The sequence below is a fragment of the Pseudomonas sp. NPDC099000 genome, from assembly GCF_044759925.1.
Lineage (GTDB): Bacteria > Pseudomonadota > Gammaproteobacteria > Pseudomonadales > Pseudomonadaceae > Aquipseudomonas.
Genome location: NZ_JBIWAF010000028.1, coordinates 17,743 through 31,325 on the forward strand (window position 1 = coordinate 17,743; position 13,583 = coordinate 31,325).

Here is a 13,583-nt window from a genome sequence, read left to right on the forward strand (position 1 = left end):
AAAGGGGCATCCGGCCATGCGCCAACATTCGGTCATCCACACGCCGAAACAGAGCGACTACGAAGAACTTACGCAAGTCTGGGAAGCCTCGGTGCGCGCCACCCATGACTTTCTGCCGGACAGCTACATTGAATTGCTGAAGAACCTGGTACTGACCCGCTACCTCGACGCGGTAATGCTGATCTGCACCAAGGACTCGCGCCAGCGCATCACCGGGTTTGCCGGGGTGGCGGCGGGCAAGATCGAAATGCTCTTCATCGACCCGGCACACCGTGGCCAGGGTTTAGGCAAGCAGTTGCTGCGCTATGCCATGGAACACCTGAACGCGGATGAACTGGACGTCAACGAGCAGAACCCGCAGGCGCTGGGTTTTTACTTCAAGCAGGGTTTCGAGGTGATTGGCCGTTCGGAAGTCGATGGCATGGGCCAGCCTTATCCGCTGCTGCACATGCGCTTGCGCCAAAACCAGCAACATTCACAACATGGCTGACACACCACAGAACCCATGTGGGAGCTGGCTTGCCTGCGATAGCATCACTGCATTCCGACAGACAGACCGCGTCGTCTGCATCGCAGGCAAGCCAGCTCCCACATTAAAAGCACATGCGGCAAATGGAGCCGGGATTAACCGGCGCCCAGCAGGTACAATGCTCACCCCTTTTTTGTTACGGCCCTGTCATGACTGACCCGATTCGTCTCTCCAAACGCCTCATCGAACTCGTCGGCTGTTCCCGTCGGGAGGCTGAGCTGTTCATCGAGGGCGGCTGGGTCACCGTGGACGGTGAAGTCATCGACGAGCCGCAATTCAAGGTCGACACCCAGAAAGTCGAGCTCGACCCAGAGGCCAAGGCCACTGCACCGGAGCCGGTGACCATCCTGCTGAACGTGCCCGTGGGCATGGACGCGGAAACCGCGATGGCGACCATCAGCGCCGAGACCCTGAGCGAAGAACACCGCTTCAGCAAACGTCCGCTCAAGGGCCACTTTCTGCGCCTGACCGCCAGCACCGACTTGCAGGCCAATGCCAGCGGTCTGCTGGTGTTCACCCAGGACTGGAAGATCCTGCGCAAGCTCACCGCCGATTCCGCCAAGATCGAACAGGAATATGTCGTCGAGGTAGAAGGCGACATGGTGGCTCACGGCCTCAACCGCCTGAACCACGGCCTGACCTACAAAGGTAAGGAACTGCCGCCGGTCAAGGCCAGCTGGCAGAACGAAAACCGCCTGCGTTTTGCGATGAAGAACCCGCAACCGGGCGTGATCGCCCTGTTCTGCCAGGCCGTAGGTCTGAAGGTCGTCGCCATTCGCCGCATCCGCATCGGCGGCGTGTCCATCGGCAAAGTGCCGCTGGGGCAATGGCGTTACCTGTCCGGCAAAGAGAAGTTCTAAGACTTTTCACGCCGCCACACATTCCGGCGCCGCTGTTTATGCGGCGCCCACTGCTGAATATCAGGATTGCACACCATGATTCATAACGACGTACTGCGCAGCGTGCGCTACATGCTCGACATCAGCGACAAGAAAGTCATCGAGATCATCAAGATCGGCGGCATGGACGTGTCCCTGGAAGACCTGCTGACCTACCTCGACAAGAAAGAGGAAGACGAGGAAGGCTTCGTGCGCTGCCCGGATGAAGTCATGGCGCACTTCCTCGACGGCCTGGTGATCTTCAAGCGCGGCAAGGACGAAAGCCGTCCGCCGCAGCCGATCGAAGTGCCGGTGACCAACAACATCATCCTGAAGAAACTGCGCGTGGCCTTCGAACTGAAAGAAGACGACATGCACGCGATCCTCAAGGCATCCGAGTTCCCGGTGTCCAAGCCTGAGCTGAGCGCACTGTTTCGCAAGTTCGGCCACACCAACTATCGCCCGTGCGGCGACCAGTTGCTGCGCAACTTCCTCAAGGGCCTGACCCTGCGCGTTCGCCCGCAGTAATCGCGCCGCGCGCCCTGTAGGAGCTGGCTTGCTGGCGAACGCCATCGCCAGCAAGCCGGCTCCTACAGAGGGCAGCCGCAGCCAATCTGTATAGATGTTCATTCCTCGCAAAAATAGTGGCTCCGCTTCCGGCGACTGACGACTAGGGTGTATTGACCCTCAGCTCTCAGGATTCGCCATGCACCCGTACTTTTCCCTGCAAGGCCGCACCGCTCTGGTGACCGGCGGCACCCGTGGTATCGGCAAAATGATCGCCAAGGCCTATGTCGAGGCGGGCGCTACCGTGTACGTCTGCGCCCGGGATGCCGAAGCCTGTCAGCAAACGGCTGATGAGCTGAGCGCCCTCGGGACTTGCCACGCCGTCGCGGCCAATCTGGCCACTGAAGAAGGCGTGCAGCACTTGGCCATAATGCTTGGCGAGCAAATCAGTCATCTGGACATTCTGGTAAACAACGCCGGCACCACGTGGGGCGCGCCGCTGGAAAGCTACCCGGTCAAGGGCTGGGAGAAGGTCATGCAGCTCAACGTGACCTCGGTGTTCAACTGCATCCAGCAGTTTTTGCCACTGCTGCGCAAGGCCGGTTCAGAGGCGAATCCGGCGCGGATCATCAACATCGGTTCGGTGGCGGGGATTTCTTCCTTTGGCGAACAGGCATATGCCTACGGGCCGAGCAAGGCGGCCCTGCATCAACTGTCGCGGATTCTGGCGCGGGAGTTGGTGAGCCAGCACATCAACGTCAACGTGATTGCGCCGGGGCGCTTCCCGAGCAAGATGACGCAGCACATTGGCAATGACGAGCAGGCGCTGGCGGAGGATACGGCGTTGATTCCGATGAAGCGTTGGGGCCGGGAAGAGGAGATGGCGGCGTTGGCGATCAGCCTGGCGAGTACCGCCGGTGCTTACATGACCGGGAATATTATTCCGTTGGATGGTGGGTTCAGCCTCTGATCTCTTCCCGATGATCGTTCCCACGCTCTGCGTGGGAATGCCTCAATGGACGCTCTGCGTCCGCTTTGGGACGCGGAGCGTCCCCGGCTGCATTCCCACGCGGAGCATGGGAACGATCATTGCGTGGGTTATCATGCCCGCCCCCATCCCGCTTCGACCAAGACCATGACCTACAGCGTTTCCCCCATCGGCTTCGTGCGCTCCTGCTTCAAGGAGAAGTTCGCCATTCCGCGCCAGCCGCAACTGGCCCCGGCCGCTCGCGGCGTGCTGGAACTGGTGGCGCCGTTCGATCAGGGCGATGCGGTGCAAGGTCTGGAACAGGTGAGCCACGTCTGGCTGCTGTTCCTGTTTCATCAGGCCCTGGAAGAAAAACCCCGCCTGAAAGTCCGCCCTCCTCGCTTGGGCGGCAACAAATCCATGGGTGTGTTCGCTACCCGCGCGACACACCGGCCCAATGGCATCGGACAATCCGTGGTGAAGCTGGACAAGGTCGAGGCTGGTCGATTGTGGATATCGGGCATCGATCTGCTCGACGGCACGCCGATTCTCGACATCAAACCCTACGTGCCTTACGCGGACATCATCGACACGGCCTCCAACAGCATCGCCAGCGCCGCGCCGCAGCTGATTCCCGTGCAGTGGACGGACTCAGCGCTGCAACAGGCTCATGGCCATGCTCAGCGGCTTGAAGAACCGCTGGTGGAGTTGATTGAGCAATGTCTGGCACAAGATCCACGGCCGGCGTATCAGACGCCTGCGCCTGAACGGGAATATGGAGCGCAGTTCTGGGATCTGGATGTGCGTTGGCATTACCCCGAGGCGGGCGTGATCCGCGTCCTGGAAGTCATTCCCGCAAACGCCTGAACCTCAGAAACGAAAAAGCCCGCATGACCTTCTCAGGTCATGCGGGCTTTTCTGTGCACTACAAATTTACTGTAGGAGCTGGCTTGCTAGCGATGAACTTTAACTCACCGCATTTAACCAGCAAGAAACGCGTCATCGTTAACGACCATCGCTAGCAAGCCAGCTCCTACAAGTGACCTACGGTCACTTTTCGACGAACGCACGCTCGATCAGGTAGTCACCCGGCTCGCGCATCCGCGGCGAAACTTTCAGGCCGAAGCTGTTCAACACTTCGCTGGTCTCGTCGAGCATGCTCGGGCTGCCGCACAGCATGGCGCGGTCGTCCTGCGGGTTGATCGGTGGCAGACCGATGTCGCTGAACAGCTTGCCGCTGCGCATCAGGTCGGTCAGACGGCCTTCGTTTTCGAACGGCTCGCGGGTCACGGTCGGGTAGTAGATCAACTTGTCACGCAGCGCCTCGCCGAAGAACTCGTTCTGCGGCAGATGCTCGGTGATGAACTCGCGGTAAGCGACTTCATTGACGTAACGCACGCCGTGGCACAGGATCACTTTTTCGAAACGCTCGTAGGTTTCCGGGTCCTGGATGACGCTCATGAACGGCGCCAGACCGGTACCGGTGCTGAGCAGGTACAAATGTTTGCCAGGCTTCAAGTCATCCAGCACCAGCGTGCCGGTAGGCTTCTTGCTGATGATGATCTCGTCGCCTTCCTTCAAATGCTGCAGCTGGGAAGTCAACGGGCCATCAGGCACCTTGATGCTGAAGAACTCGAGATGCTCTTCCCAGTTCGGGCTGGCAATCGAGTACGCGCGCATGAGCGGCCGGCCGTTGGGCTGTTGCAGGCCGATCATCACGAACTGACCGTTCTCGAAGCGCAGGCCCGGATCGCGGGTGCACTTGAAGCTGAACAGAGTGTCGTTCCAGTGATGAACACTGAGGACACGCTCGTGGTTCATGTTGCTCATGTACGTGGGACTCCTGGAGATTTTGCCTGCGCCGCTGATGTGCGCAATTGCATCGCATTCTAATGGCAGCGACAATATCTGTTAAATGGATTATTAAGATAAGGGTTATCGGTTATATAGATATGCGATTTACTCTCCGTCAACTTCAAGTATTCGTCGCCGTCGCCCAGCAGGAAAGCGTATCCCGTGCTGCCCTGACGCTCAACCTTTCGCAGTCGGCGGCGAGCACCTCCATCACCGAGCTGGAGCGTCAATGCAGCTGCCAGCTGTTCGACCGCGCCGGCAAACGGCTGAGCCTCAACGCCCTCGGCAAACAGCTATTGCCGCAAGCGGTGGCGCTGCTCGACCAGGCCAAGGAAATCGAAGACTTGCTCAACGGCAAGTCCGGTTTCGGCTCCCTGGCGGTCGGCGCAACCCTGACCATCGGCAATTACCTGGCCACCTTGCTGATCGGCAGCTTCATGCAGCGCCATCCCGAAAGTCAGGTGAAGCTGCACGTGCAGAACACTGCCAACATCGTGCAGCAAGTCGCGCACTATGAAATTGATCTGGGTCTGATCGAAGGCGATTGCAGTCATCCAGACATCGAAGTGCAGAGCTGGGTCGAGGATGAACTGGTGGTGTTCTGCGCGCCCCAGCATCCACTGGCCAAGCGCGGCACGGCGACCATGGAAGAGCTGACCCATGAGGCCTGGATTCTGCGAGAACAGGGCTCTGGCACGAGGCTGACCTTTGACCAGGCCATGCGTCATCATCGCAGCGCGCTGAATATCCGACTGGAACTGGAACACACCGAAGCGATCAAGCGCGCGGTGGAATCAGGTCTGGGGATTGGCTGTATTTCGCGCCTGGCCCTGCGCGATGCGTTCCGGCGCGGCAGCCTGGTGCCGGTGGAGACACCGGATCTGGACCTGGCGCGGCAGTTTTATTTCATCTGGCACAAACAGAAATACCAGACGTCCGCGATGCGCGAGTTCCTCGACCTGTGCCGCGCTTTCACCGCCGGGGTTCAGCGCAGTGACGAGATCGTGCTGCCCAGCATCGCTTAAAGCAGAATCACCGCCCACACCAGCGCGATCATGCTCAACGCCACGAATTGAGCGGCGCTGCCCATGTCCTTGGCGTTCTTGGACAGCGGGTGCAACTCAAGGGAAATGCGGTCGATGGCCGCTTCCACGGCCGAATTCAGCAGTTCGACGATCAACGCCAACAGGCAGACCGCGATCAGCAATGCCTGTTCGACACGGCTGACGTTCAGAAAGAACGACAGCGGGATCAGGATGACGTTGAGCAACACCAGCTGCCGAAAAGCCGCTTCGCCGGTGAAGGCTGCGCGCAGGCCGTCCAGCGAATAGCCGGAAGCGTTAAGGATGCGTTTGAGGCCGGTTTGGCCTTTGAATGGAGACATAGAGTAGGCAACTGACCAAAAAGGAGTGGGAAAGCTAGATCAACCAAAGTCAAAAAAGCGTGAACAGGCCAACTCTTAGTGGCTCGAAATTGACTCAAGTTGTTGCAAGAGCAACGCAGCCTGGGTGCGAGTGCGCACATTCAGCTTACGGAAAATCGCAGTTACATGGGCCTTGATGGTCGCTTCGGAAACGCTCAACTCGTAGGCGATCTGCTTGTTCAGCAAGCCTTCACAGACCATGGTCAGCACCCGGAACTGCTGAGGTGTCAGGCTGGCAAGGCCTTCACTGGCGGCCTTGGCTTCAGCGGAAACACTCACGGCTTCGAACGCCTGAGGCGGCCAGAACACATCGCCATCGAGCACCGCACGCACGGCTTTCTGGATGACGCTCAGGTCACTGGACTTGGGAATGAAGCCGCTGGCGCCGAATTCACGGGACTTCACCATGATCGAGGCCTCTTCCTGGGCCGACACCATCACCACCGGAATCTGCGGGTATTGACCGCGCAACAGCACCAGCCCGGAAAAACCGTAGGCCCCCGGCATGTTGAGGTCCAGCAGCACCAGGTCCCAGTCAGACTTTTCGTCCAGTCGGGTTTCCAGCTCGGCAATACTCGCCACTTCCACCAGACGAACATCCGGCCCCAGGCCCAGGGTCAACGCTTGATGCAGGGCGCTACGAAAAAGAGGGTGGTCATCGGCAATCAGGATTTCGTATGTGGCCATTTTTCAAATGATCCTGTTTTTCAAACAACTCAAGGTGCAGCCACGGAGCTGCACCAACAGGGCACGTTCAACGCCAATCACGTGGCTATCACGTAAAGAAAACGGCGTATCAAACTTTGGCCGCGCCCTAATCGGCGCCAAGCATGCCCAGCGAAACCGGGGTGGTCAAGGTGCATGGCCGGTACAGTTCTTTGCAGTATGGGCGACAATCAGCAGATGACCGGGCCCGTGTTCTGAACGAAAGGCATCAGCTCGGTGTGGGCTGGCGTTGCCACATTCATGTCCAGCTGATGTTTCGCGTCCAGGTAATGCTGGCTGAACACGTCGAAATAAGCGTCCAGTGCCGATGCCGCCTCGGTATCGCCCGCCAGGTCCAGGCACAGTGCCGCCACTTCGGCGGTGCACAAATGCTCGCTACGGGTCGACCGACGCAACCGGTATCGCGACAGCTTCTCAGGCAACAGGCTCAGGATTGGCAGCCGATCAAAGTAAGGGCTTTTGCGGAAAATCTTCCGGGCTTCGGTCCAGGTGGCGTCGAGCAGAATGAACAATGGCCGCTTGGTGCTATCGGCTTCAACGGTGTTCGTCACTCGTTCTGGCTCGACGTACTCACCCGGGAACACCAGATACGGTTGCCATTGCGGGTCGGCCAGCAACGCGAGCAATTGCGGATCCGTTTCCGTGCGTGACCAGATAAAGGCATGGTTGTCGCGCACCACGTCGGCGATCAGCCAACCGGTGTTGCTCGGTTTGAACACTTCCTTGTTAGTCATGATCAGGCACACGCCGGAGCGAGCCTCGACCTGCGGACGCCAGGCGCACAGGCAATGACTCTCGATCACGCGGCAGGCACGGCAACGCGGCGCCCTCCAGCCACGGGCCTGAATCGGCTTGATGCCCTCCTCCTCTCGTTCGTCGCGCAAGCGGGCGACGGCGTTTGCAGCAAAGGCTGGGGTTACAGGGCTCATCGCAGGCAGCACCGGAGGGAAAAGAAAATCGACACGAAAAACACTCGGCAAGGCAGAAAGTGGCGGCAGTTTATCAGAGCGGCCGGCGCAAGCCTGTACCGTCCAGGCCTCGTCCCCTATAATTCGCCGCCACTGAACGCACAGTCATGTGACGGGTCGAACCACCAGTCACTGAACCAGGAGAGTTTCATGCTGCGCCTTATCGTTCCCACCGCTGCCATTTTGCTGGCGTCGTCCTTCAGCGCTCAGGCTGCGTCCTTGAGTGAGCAGAATCTCAACAGAGAACTGCGAAACGTCGCCACACAAAGCAGTGTCGGTACTCCACGGGCGATCAACGAAGACATTCTTGATCAGGGCTACACCGTCGAAGGCAACACGCTGATCAACCACCTGAGCGTACAAAGCAGCCACGCCAACAAGATGCGCGCCGACCCTAAAGCCGTGTATTTTCAGCTGGGCGCCTCTGTGTGCAACAACCCATCGTTCCGCAAACTGATGGCCAAGGGCGCGGTGATGCGTTACGACTTTACTGAAGTAAAGACCAACCGTTCCGTCGGTTCCGCCAGCTATCAGGATTCGGATTGCCCGAAAGCGGCCCCGGCCAAGAAGAAGTAATCATCGGGAATTGGCGCGCCGCTGTTCATCCTCGGCGCGCAGTTCTGCCACCAACGCCTGCAAATAACGCGAACGCCGCTCGGCGCCTTCCAGACGCCGGCAACACTCCTCTTCGAGACTCAAATGATGGGTCTCGGCGGATGATTTCAGTAATCGATACAGATGCGTATCGATTTCCAGAATGACTCTGGCCATGGCTTACAGCCTCCTTGCACCTCGCCCTGCATGAGCGAAAAATCCTTGAACCGCTTGGACCGTGCGTCCTGCCTTTGACGCAAAGTTGTCGTGTCACGCCTGTCACTTAGTAAATCAGAGCGCCGCGCACGCGGCACGCGTTCGGACGAACGGCGAATTCACCTTGCAAATCGTCAATAAGCGGTTGCCAGGAAAGACTTTGCGGCGCAATGATCAACTCAGCGAGAATCTCTGCAAGGGTCTAGATTCAGAGTGTTCACGATCACTTTTCAGGGCAGGAAAGGGGCTGCCCGTCGCGTGTCCTGTTGTGCGAACGTTTCTTTCATCCAAGGGAAAAACAGAGCCTGTATGGACGACTCGAACCGAGTCGAGTGGAGCGCCCAGGCATGGGCTTGGGCAGACAGCGACACATGAAGTGTCGCGGCGTTGACGACTGCTTTGTCAGCGCCAAGGGTTCTGTGCAGAAGGAGAAGTTGAATGCCTTACCAACCGAATGACCTCCTGAGCCGTCATTTCGAAGAAAGCGGCCACGACCTCATCAGCAAGGTCGAAGAGCAACTCAACCTGGTTTCACCCAACAGCCCGAACATCCCGATTTACCGCGACATGATCCTGACCGTGCTGCGCATGGCCCAGGAAGATCACAACCGCTGGAATGCCAAGATCACCCTTCAAGCCCTGCGTGAACTGGAACATGCCTTTCGCGTGCTCGAGCAGTTCAGGGGGCGACGCAAGGTCACGGTTTTTGGCTCGGCGCGCACACCGATCGAACACCCGCTGTATGGCCTGGCCCGGGAACTCGGCGCCGCACTGGCGCGTTCGGACTTGATGGTCATCACCGGTGCCGGTGGCGGCATCATGGCGGCGGCCCATGAAGGTGCAGGCCTGGAACACAGTCTGGGGTTCAATATCACCCTGCCCTTCGAGCAGCATGCCAATCCCACCGTCCAGGGCACGGGCAACTTGCTGCCCTTCCACTTCTTCTTTACCCGCAAGCTGTTCTTCGTCAAAGAGGCCGATGCGCTGGTCCTGTGTCCAGGTGGTTTCGGCACCCTGGATGAAGCGCTTGAAGTGTTGACGCTGATTCAGACCGGCAAAAGCCCACTGGTGCCGGTGGTGCTGCTGGATGCGCCGGGCGGCAAGTTCTGGCAGGGCGCACTGGACTTCATTCACCATCAACTGGAGGAAAACCGCTACATCCTGCCCACCGACATGAAGCTCGTGAGCCTGGTCTACAGCGCCGAAGAAGCGGTGGAGCAGATCAATCAGTTCTACGGCAACTTCCACTCCAGTCGCTGGCTCAAGCATCAGTTCGTGATCCGCATGAACCACAAGCTCAGCGACCAGGCGCTCGAAGACATGCAGGAAGCGTTCGCCGACCTGTGCCTGAGCGATCACTTTCATCAGCACGCCTATAGCGGCGAGGAACACGATGACGCGCAGTTCAGTCATCTGGCGCGACTGGCCTTCAATTTCAACGCCAGGGATCATGGCCGCCTGCGGGAGCTGGTGGACTACATCAACCTGCCGGAAAACTGGGCCCATTCCAAACCCCAGGCGCAACAGCGCACGCGAGAGCCGTCCAAGGTGACGTGAGGCAAAATCGAGGCAAAAAAAACGGCCCGTTATCGAAATAGCGGGCCGTTTTTTTAATCATCCATTCCCCGACCGCTGAACAAGCGGCCGATCATTTCCATGGAGTATCCCCGATAGCTCAGGAAACGCCCTTGCTTGGCGCGTTCCCGGACGTCTATCGGCAGATGCCCGGCAAATTTGCGTCGCCAGGTCTCTTCCAGTTGCTCCTGCCAGTTGATACCGCTCTCGCGCAAGGCGAGTTCGATGTCGTTACGTTGCAGGCCGCGCTGGCTCAGTTCTTCGCGAATACGCAAAGGGCCGTAGCCGGAACGGGCACGGTAGGAAACGAAGCTTTCGAGGTATCGGGATTCGGACAGCAGGCCCTCTTCCGTCAGCCGGTCAAGTGCTGTGTCGATCATTTCAGGGAGAGCGCCGCGCTGACGCAGTTTACGCGTCAGCTCGACTCGACCGTGCTCGCGTCGCGCGAGCAGGTCCATGGCGGTTCGCCGCACTGCGACGAGTGTATCGAGTACGGCGGTCATCGGATCAATCAGATATCAGCGTCAGCCAGGTCATCAGCCGTCGCTTTGACTGGCGATGCTTTGACGTCTGGTGCAGGGGTCAGCAACTTGTCACGCAGTTGCTTCTCGAGCTTGGCGGCGATTTCCGGATTGTCTGCCAGGAACTTGGCCGAGTTGGCCTTGCCCTGACCGATCTTGGTGCCTTCATAGGCATACCAGGCGCCAGACTTCTCAACGAAACCGTGCAGCACGCCCAGGTCGATCATCTCGCCGTTGAGGTAGATGCCCTTGCCGTAAAGAATCTGGAACTCGGCCTGACGGAACGGCGAAGCCACCTTGTTCTTCACAACCTTGACGCGGGTTTCGCTGCCGACGACTTCATCGCCTTCTTTCACCGCGCCAGTACGACGGATGTCCAGACGAACCGAGGCGTAGAACTTCAACGCGTTACCACCGGTGGTGGTTTCCGGGCTGCCGAACATCACGCCGATTTTCATGCGGATCTGGTTGATGAAGATTACCAGGCAGTTGGCGTTCTTGATGTTACCTGTGATTTTACGCAGCGCCTGGGACATCAGACGGGCTTGCAGGCCCACGTGCATGTCGCCCATTTCGCCTTCGATTTCAGCCTTCGGAACCAGCGCGGCCACGGAGTCGACGATGATCACGTCAACCGCGTTGGAACGCACCAGCATGTCGGTGATTTCCAGGGCTTGCTCGCCGGTGTCCGGCTGGGAAACCAGCAGGTCGTCGACGTTGACGCCCAGTTTGCCGGCGTATTCAGGGTCGAGGGCGTGTTCGGCGTCGACGAATGCGCAGGTCGCGCCGGCTTTTTGAGCCTGGGCGATCACCGACAGCGTCAGCGTGGTTTTACCGGAGGATTCAGGACCGTAGATTTCAACGATACGGCCTTTTGGCAGGCCGCCAATGCCGAGCGCGATGTCCAGACCCAGAGAGCCAGTGGAGATAGCCGGGATCGCCTGACGGTCCTGATCGCCCATACGCATTACGGCACCCTTGCCGAATTGACGTTCGATCTGACCCAGGGCCGCAGCCAAGGCTTTCTTCTTGTTGTCGTCCATTAAAGTCCTCACGTAATCAATAAGGCCTGACGGCCAACACCTGTATAAGTAGCCAGTATTATTCCACAGCGTTTCAGGATCGCCTACCCCTGATTTGAGATTTCTCCAGCGGCATGGCGCAGCAGCCCCTCTAGCGCGGCCTTAACCGTTTGTCGGCGGACCTCATCGCGGTTACCGGCGAAGTGCTGCACCTCGCTGATCACCTGCTCACCGACGCCCCAGGCCAGCCAGACCGTGCCGACCGGTTTGTTCGGCGAACCGCCATCGGGTCCGGCCACACCGCTGACCGCCACGGCAAAATGAGCCCGGCTTTTTTTCTGCGCACCGCGGACCATCGCTTCGACCACCTCGCGACTGACCGCCCCCACCGCAGGGAACAATTCAGAAGGAACGTTCAGTTGCTCGGTTTTCTGCCGGTTGGAATACGTCACATAACCGGCCTCGAACCACGCCGAACTCCCCGGAATGCGAGTGATCGCCTCTGAGATCCCACCGCCGGTACAGGACTCGGCGGCGGTGACGTGGGCATTCAGAACCTGCAAGCGCCTGCCAAGTTCTGCGGCCAGTTGAGTGATTTCTTTCACGGTCATCTCCTGAGCGAGCGGAATGAGCACTACCGTACACGAGCAGATTGCGCTTGCAAGGCACAGGATCGATCAAAATGTTAGCGAGCGACGGCTCTGACATAGGCCTGGCAGGCCTGCAAGGCAATCAGTCCGCTGTCGCCGGCATCGGTGATGGCGATAATTCGTTGAGCATGCGCCGGGTCAAGTCGGGCGCGTACGGCGCCATGATCCACGCCGCTGGCGCCGGAGGTGGCTGGCACTGTGCAGCCTGAGACTGTGTCGCCGGCATCGAGGAGGACTGACAAGCGCAGATCAGCAGTGGCAAGACGATCGCGCAGGCGACCTTGATCACGTTGGGCATCGCTGAGTGCTCGGTAATGGGTTTGTTCGCTGGCCGACAGACGCTGCTCCAGCGCCAGACGCTTGTCCTGCTCGGCCTGTTGCCGGGTTGCGGCGGCCAGTGTCAGCTGATTCAGTGCCTCGGTATGCAGCCTGGCCTGTTCCGCCAGTTGTCGGCCATAACGCCAATCCTGAAAGTGCCAGGACAGCGCTGCCGAACCCCCGGCCAACACCGCCAGTAACACAACAAGGCCGATTGCCCGGTAAGAAACCGGGATCAGACCGAGGGCCGGCATAGCACCGCCCTCGCCCGCGCCCAGAGTTGCAGGCGATCCTGCAAACCGTTCAGGCCGCCGTTGATGCGGCGGGTGATGCTGTTGAACTGATCGCGGTCGGCCAGTTCGTTCAGGCCGTTCTGTTGCCAGAACCAGGCGGCGGACTCAGCGGCCCATTGGGGCTTTTCCAGTAGTTCAGGCAAAAACAGCAAACGATCATCACCGAACAGTCCAAGACTGCATTGGCGGTAGTTGTCGCGACCGGTGATCTGGATCAGGCCGCGGCCGCGGTATTTTTGGCCGTCGCCGTCGGGCGCTGGTGTATTACCCAAACGGGTGGCCAAAGTACCGGTGTCGTACTTGCTCAAGTACTGATCGCTGCCGAGTTCACGTACGTACTGCAGTTGTCCAGATTCATGACCAACTTGCGCCAGGAAGGCGGCGGCGCGTTTCGGGGTGTTGATGCTGAAACGAAGCATGGCGGTGTTGAGAGCGGAAATGAAAACGCCCGCTTGGCTGCGGGCGTTGGGCATGATGGTTTCCAGTAGTTGTTGTGTAACAGTCATGGTTATACCCATAGACAGGATGGAAAAGTGACTCGG

18 protein-coding genes are annotated in these 13,583 nt (G+C 59.0%); 8 read left to right on the forward strand and 10 right to left on the reverse strand.

The annotated features are described in order from the left end of the window. The first annotated feature begins 16 nt into the window (after window positions 1-16). From ACIQV9_RS24200 to tsaA, 5 genes are all read left to right on the forward strand, one after another. Entirely contained in the window at window positions 17-490 is a 474-nt protein-coding gene (locus tag ACIQV9_RS24200) for an acetyltransferase (protein ID WP_403106877.1), read from the forward strand. A 188-nt stretch (window positions 491-678) separates the two neighbouring features. After that, complete coding sequence (locus tag ACIQV9_RS24205) at window positions 679-1,389, forward strand: rRNA pseudouridine synthase (RefSeq protein ID WP_010462687.1); 711 nt, start codon at window positions 679-681, stop codon at window positions 1,387-1,389. Window positions 1,390-1,464: 75 nt separating this feature from the next. Beyond that, window positions 1,465-1,935 (forward strand): DUF1456 family protein, encoded by a 471-nt coding sequence (locus tag ACIQV9_RS24210; RefSeq protein WP_083374900.1) that lies wholly within the window; start codon window positions 1,465-1,467, stop codon window positions 1,933-1,935. A gap of 178 nt (window positions 1,936-2,113) precedes the next feature. After that, entirely contained in the window at window positions 2,114-2,884 is a 771-nt protein-coding gene (locus tag ACIQV9_RS24215) for an SDR family oxidoreductase (RefSeq protein WP_403106880.1), read from the forward strand. Between the two features lie 165 nt (window positions 2,885-3,049). Then, window positions 3,050-3,748: a tRNA (N6-threonylcarbamoyladenosine(37)-N6)-methyltransferase TrmO gene (gene tsaA / locus ACIQV9_RS24220; protein WP_403106983.1), complete on the forward strand. Its 699-nt coding sequence runs from the start codon at window positions 3,050-3,052 to the stop codon at window positions 3,746-3,748. 183 nt (window positions 3,749-3,931) lie between these two features. On the opposite strand, the gene fpr is transcribed toward tsaA, so the two are convergent. After that, complete coding sequence (gene fpr, locus ACIQV9_RS24225; RefSeq protein ID WP_003443014.1) at window positions 3,932-4,711, reverse strand: ferredoxin-NADP reductase; 780 nt, start codon at window positions 4,709-4,711, stop codon at window positions 3,932-3,934. Between the two features lie 122 nt (window positions 4,712-4,833). Between fpr and ACIQV9_RS24230 the strand changes: the two genes are divergently transcribed. Further along, entirely contained in the window at window positions 4,834-5,760 is a 927-nt protein-coding gene (locus ACIQV9_RS24230; protein WP_403106883.1) for a LysR family transcriptional regulator, read from the forward strand. On the opposite strand, the gene ACIQV9_RS24235 is transcribed toward ACIQV9_RS24230, so the two are convergent. The 3 genes from ACIQV9_RS24235 to ACIQV9_RS24245 form a co-directional block, all read right to left on the reverse strand. Then, the gene (locus tag ACIQV9_RS24235) at window positions 5,757-6,119 is read right to left on the reverse strand and encodes a diacylglycerol kinase (protein ID WP_008010143.1); all 363 of its coding nucleotides are present in this window, start codon (window positions 6,117-6,119) and stop codon (window positions 5,757-5,759) included. The genes ACIQV9_RS24230 and ACIQV9_RS24235 overlap by 4 nt on opposite strands. 75 nt (window positions 6,120-6,194) lie before the next feature. Continuing rightward, entirely contained in the window at window positions 6,195-6,845 is a 651-nt protein-coding gene (erdR, locus tag ACIQV9_RS24240) for a response regulator transcription factor ErdR (RefSeq protein ID WP_010462704.1), read from the reverse strand. 209 nt (window positions 6,846-7,054) lie between these two features. Beyond that, window positions 7,055-7,813, reverse strand: a complete 759-nt coding sequence (locus ACIQV9_RS24245; protein WP_403106888.1) for a tRNA-uridine aminocarboxypropyltransferase — start codon at window positions 7,811-7,813, stop codon at window positions 7,055-7,057. A gap of 189 nt (window positions 7,814-8,002) precedes the next feature. Between ACIQV9_RS24245 and ACIQV9_RS24250 the strand changes: the two genes are divergently transcribed. Beyond that, window positions 8,003-8,428 (forward strand): PA3611 family quorum-sensing-regulated virulence factor, encoded by a 426-nt coding sequence (locus ACIQV9_RS24250; RefSeq protein ID WP_403106891.1) that lies wholly within the window; start codon window positions 8,003-8,005, stop codon window positions 8,426-8,428. Here ACIQV9_RS24250 and ACIQV9_RS24255 read toward each other — a convergent pair whose 3' ends face one another. Beyond that, window positions 8,429-8,623, reverse strand: coding sequence for a hypothetical protein (locus ACIQV9_RS24255; protein ID WP_403106894.1), 195 nt, complete (start codon window positions 8,621-8,623; stop codon window positions 8,429-8,431). 477 nt (window positions 8,624-9,100) lie between these two features. Here ACIQV9_RS24255 and ACIQV9_RS24260 point away from each other — a divergent pair, with 477 nt between their 5' ends. Further along, window positions 9,101-10,219, forward strand: a complete 1,119-nt coding sequence (locus ACIQV9_RS24260) for a TIGR00730 family Rossman fold protein (protein ID WP_403106897.1) — start codon at window positions 9,101-9,103, stop codon at window positions 10,217-10,219. Between the two features lie 53 nt (window positions 10,220-10,272). Here ACIQV9_RS24260 and recX read toward each other — a convergent pair whose 3' ends face one another. From recX to ACIQV9_RS24285, 5 genes are all read right to left on the reverse strand, one after another. After that, window positions 10,273-10,740 carry a recombination regulator RecX gene (gene recX / locus ACIQV9_RS24265; RefSeq protein ID WP_219096805.1) on the reverse strand — a complete coding sequence of 156 codons (468 nt, stop codon included), beginning with the start codon at window positions 10,738-10,740 and terminating at the stop codon, window positions 10,273-10,275. Between the two features lie 8 nt (window positions 10,741-10,748). Further along, window positions 10,749-11,801: a recombinase RecA gene (gene recA / locus ACIQV9_RS24270; RefSeq protein ID WP_403106900.1), complete on the reverse strand. Its 1,053-nt coding sequence runs from the start codon at window positions 11,799-11,801 to the stop codon at window positions 10,749-10,751. Window positions 11,802-11,884: 83 nt separating this feature from the next. Beyond that, complete coding sequence (locus ACIQV9_RS24275) at window positions 11,885-12,385, reverse strand: CinA family protein (RefSeq protein ID WP_403106903.1); 501 nt, start codon at window positions 12,383-12,385, stop codon at window positions 11,885-11,887. An 80-nt stretch (window positions 12,386-12,465) separates the two neighbouring features. Then, window positions 12,466-13,002 carry a lysis protein gene (locus ACIQV9_RS24280; protein WP_403106906.1) on the reverse strand — a complete coding sequence of 179 codons (537 nt, stop codon included), beginning with the start codon at window positions 13,000-13,002 and terminating at the stop codon, window positions 12,466-12,468. Beyond that, the gene (locus ACIQV9_RS24285) at window positions 12,984-13,547 is read right to left on the reverse strand and encodes a glycoside hydrolase family 19 protein (protein ID WP_403106909.1); all 564 of its coding nucleotides are present in this window, start codon (window positions 13,545-13,547) and stop codon (window positions 12,984-12,986) included. The genes ACIQV9_RS24280 and ACIQV9_RS24285 overlap by 19 nt, the downstream gene beginning before the upstream one ends. Window positions 13,548-13,583: the final 36 nt, after the last annotated feature.

Bases quoted from the DNA above. Each gene is read 5' to 3' on its own strand.
- ACIQV9_RS24200 (WP_403106877.1), top strand. From the start codon at position 17: ATGCGCCAACATTCGGTCATCCACACGCCGAAACAGAGCGACTACGAA.
- ACIQV9_RS24205 (WP_010462687.1), top strand. From the start codon at position 679: ATGACTGACCCGATTCGTCTCTCCAAACGCCTCATCGAACTCGTCGGC.
- ACIQV9_RS24210 (WP_083374900.1), top strand. From the start codon at position 1,465: ATGATTCATAACGACGTACTGCGCAGCGTGCGCTACATGCTCGACATC.
- ACIQV9_RS24215 (WP_403106880.1), top strand. From the start codon at position 2,114: ATGCACCCGTACTTTTCCCTGCAAGGCCGCACCGCTCTGGTGACCGGC.
- tsaA (WP_403106983.1), top strand. From the start codon at position 3,050: ATGACCTACAGCGTTTCCCCCATCGGCTTCGTGCGCTCCTGCTTCAAG.
- fpr (WP_003443014.1), bottom strand. From the start codon at position 4,711: ATGAGCAACATGAACCACGAGCGTGTCCTCAGTGTTCATCACTGGAAC.
- ACIQV9_RS24230 (WP_403106883.1), top strand. From the start codon at position 4,834: ATGCGATTTACTCTCCGTCAACTTCAAGTATTCGTCGCCGTCGCCCAG.
- ACIQV9_RS24235 (WP_008010143.1), bottom strand. From the start codon at position 6,119: ATGTCTCCATTCAAAGGCCAAACCGGCCTCAAACGCATCCTTAACGCT.
- erdR (WP_010462704.1), bottom strand. From the start codon at position 6,845: ATGGCCACATACGAAATCCTGATTGCCGATGACCACCCTCTTTTTCGT.
- ACIQV9_RS24245 (WP_403106888.1), bottom strand. From the start codon at position 7,813: ATGAGCCCTGTAACCCCAGCCTTTGCTGCAAACGCCGTCGCCCGCTTG.
- ACIQV9_RS24250 (WP_403106891.1), top strand. From the start codon at position 8,003: ATGCTGCGCCTTATCGTTCCCACCGCTGCCATTTTGCTGGCGTCGTCC.
- ACIQV9_RS24255 (WP_403106894.1), bottom strand. From the start codon at position 8,623: ATGGCCAGAGTCATTCTGGAAATCGATACGCATCTGTATCGATTACTG.
- ACIQV9_RS24260 (WP_403106897.1), top strand. From the start codon at position 9,101: ATGCCTTACCAACCGAATGACCTCCTGAGCCGTCATTTCGAAGAAAGC.
- recX (WP_219096805.1), bottom strand. From the start codon at position 10,740: ATGACCGCCGTACTCGATACACTCGTCGCAGTGCGGCGAACCGCCATG.
- recA (WP_403106900.1), bottom strand. From the start codon at position 11,801: ATGGACGACAACAAGAAGAAAGCCTTGGCTGCGGCCCTGGGTCAGATC.
- ACIQV9_RS24280 (WP_403106906.1), bottom strand. From the start codon at position 13,002: ATGCCGGCCCTCGGTCTGATCCCGGTTTCTTACCGGGCAATCGGCCTT.
- ACIQV9_RS24285 (WP_403106909.1), bottom strand. From the start codon at position 13,547: ATGACTGTTACACAACAACTACTGGAAACCATCATGCCCAACGCCCGC.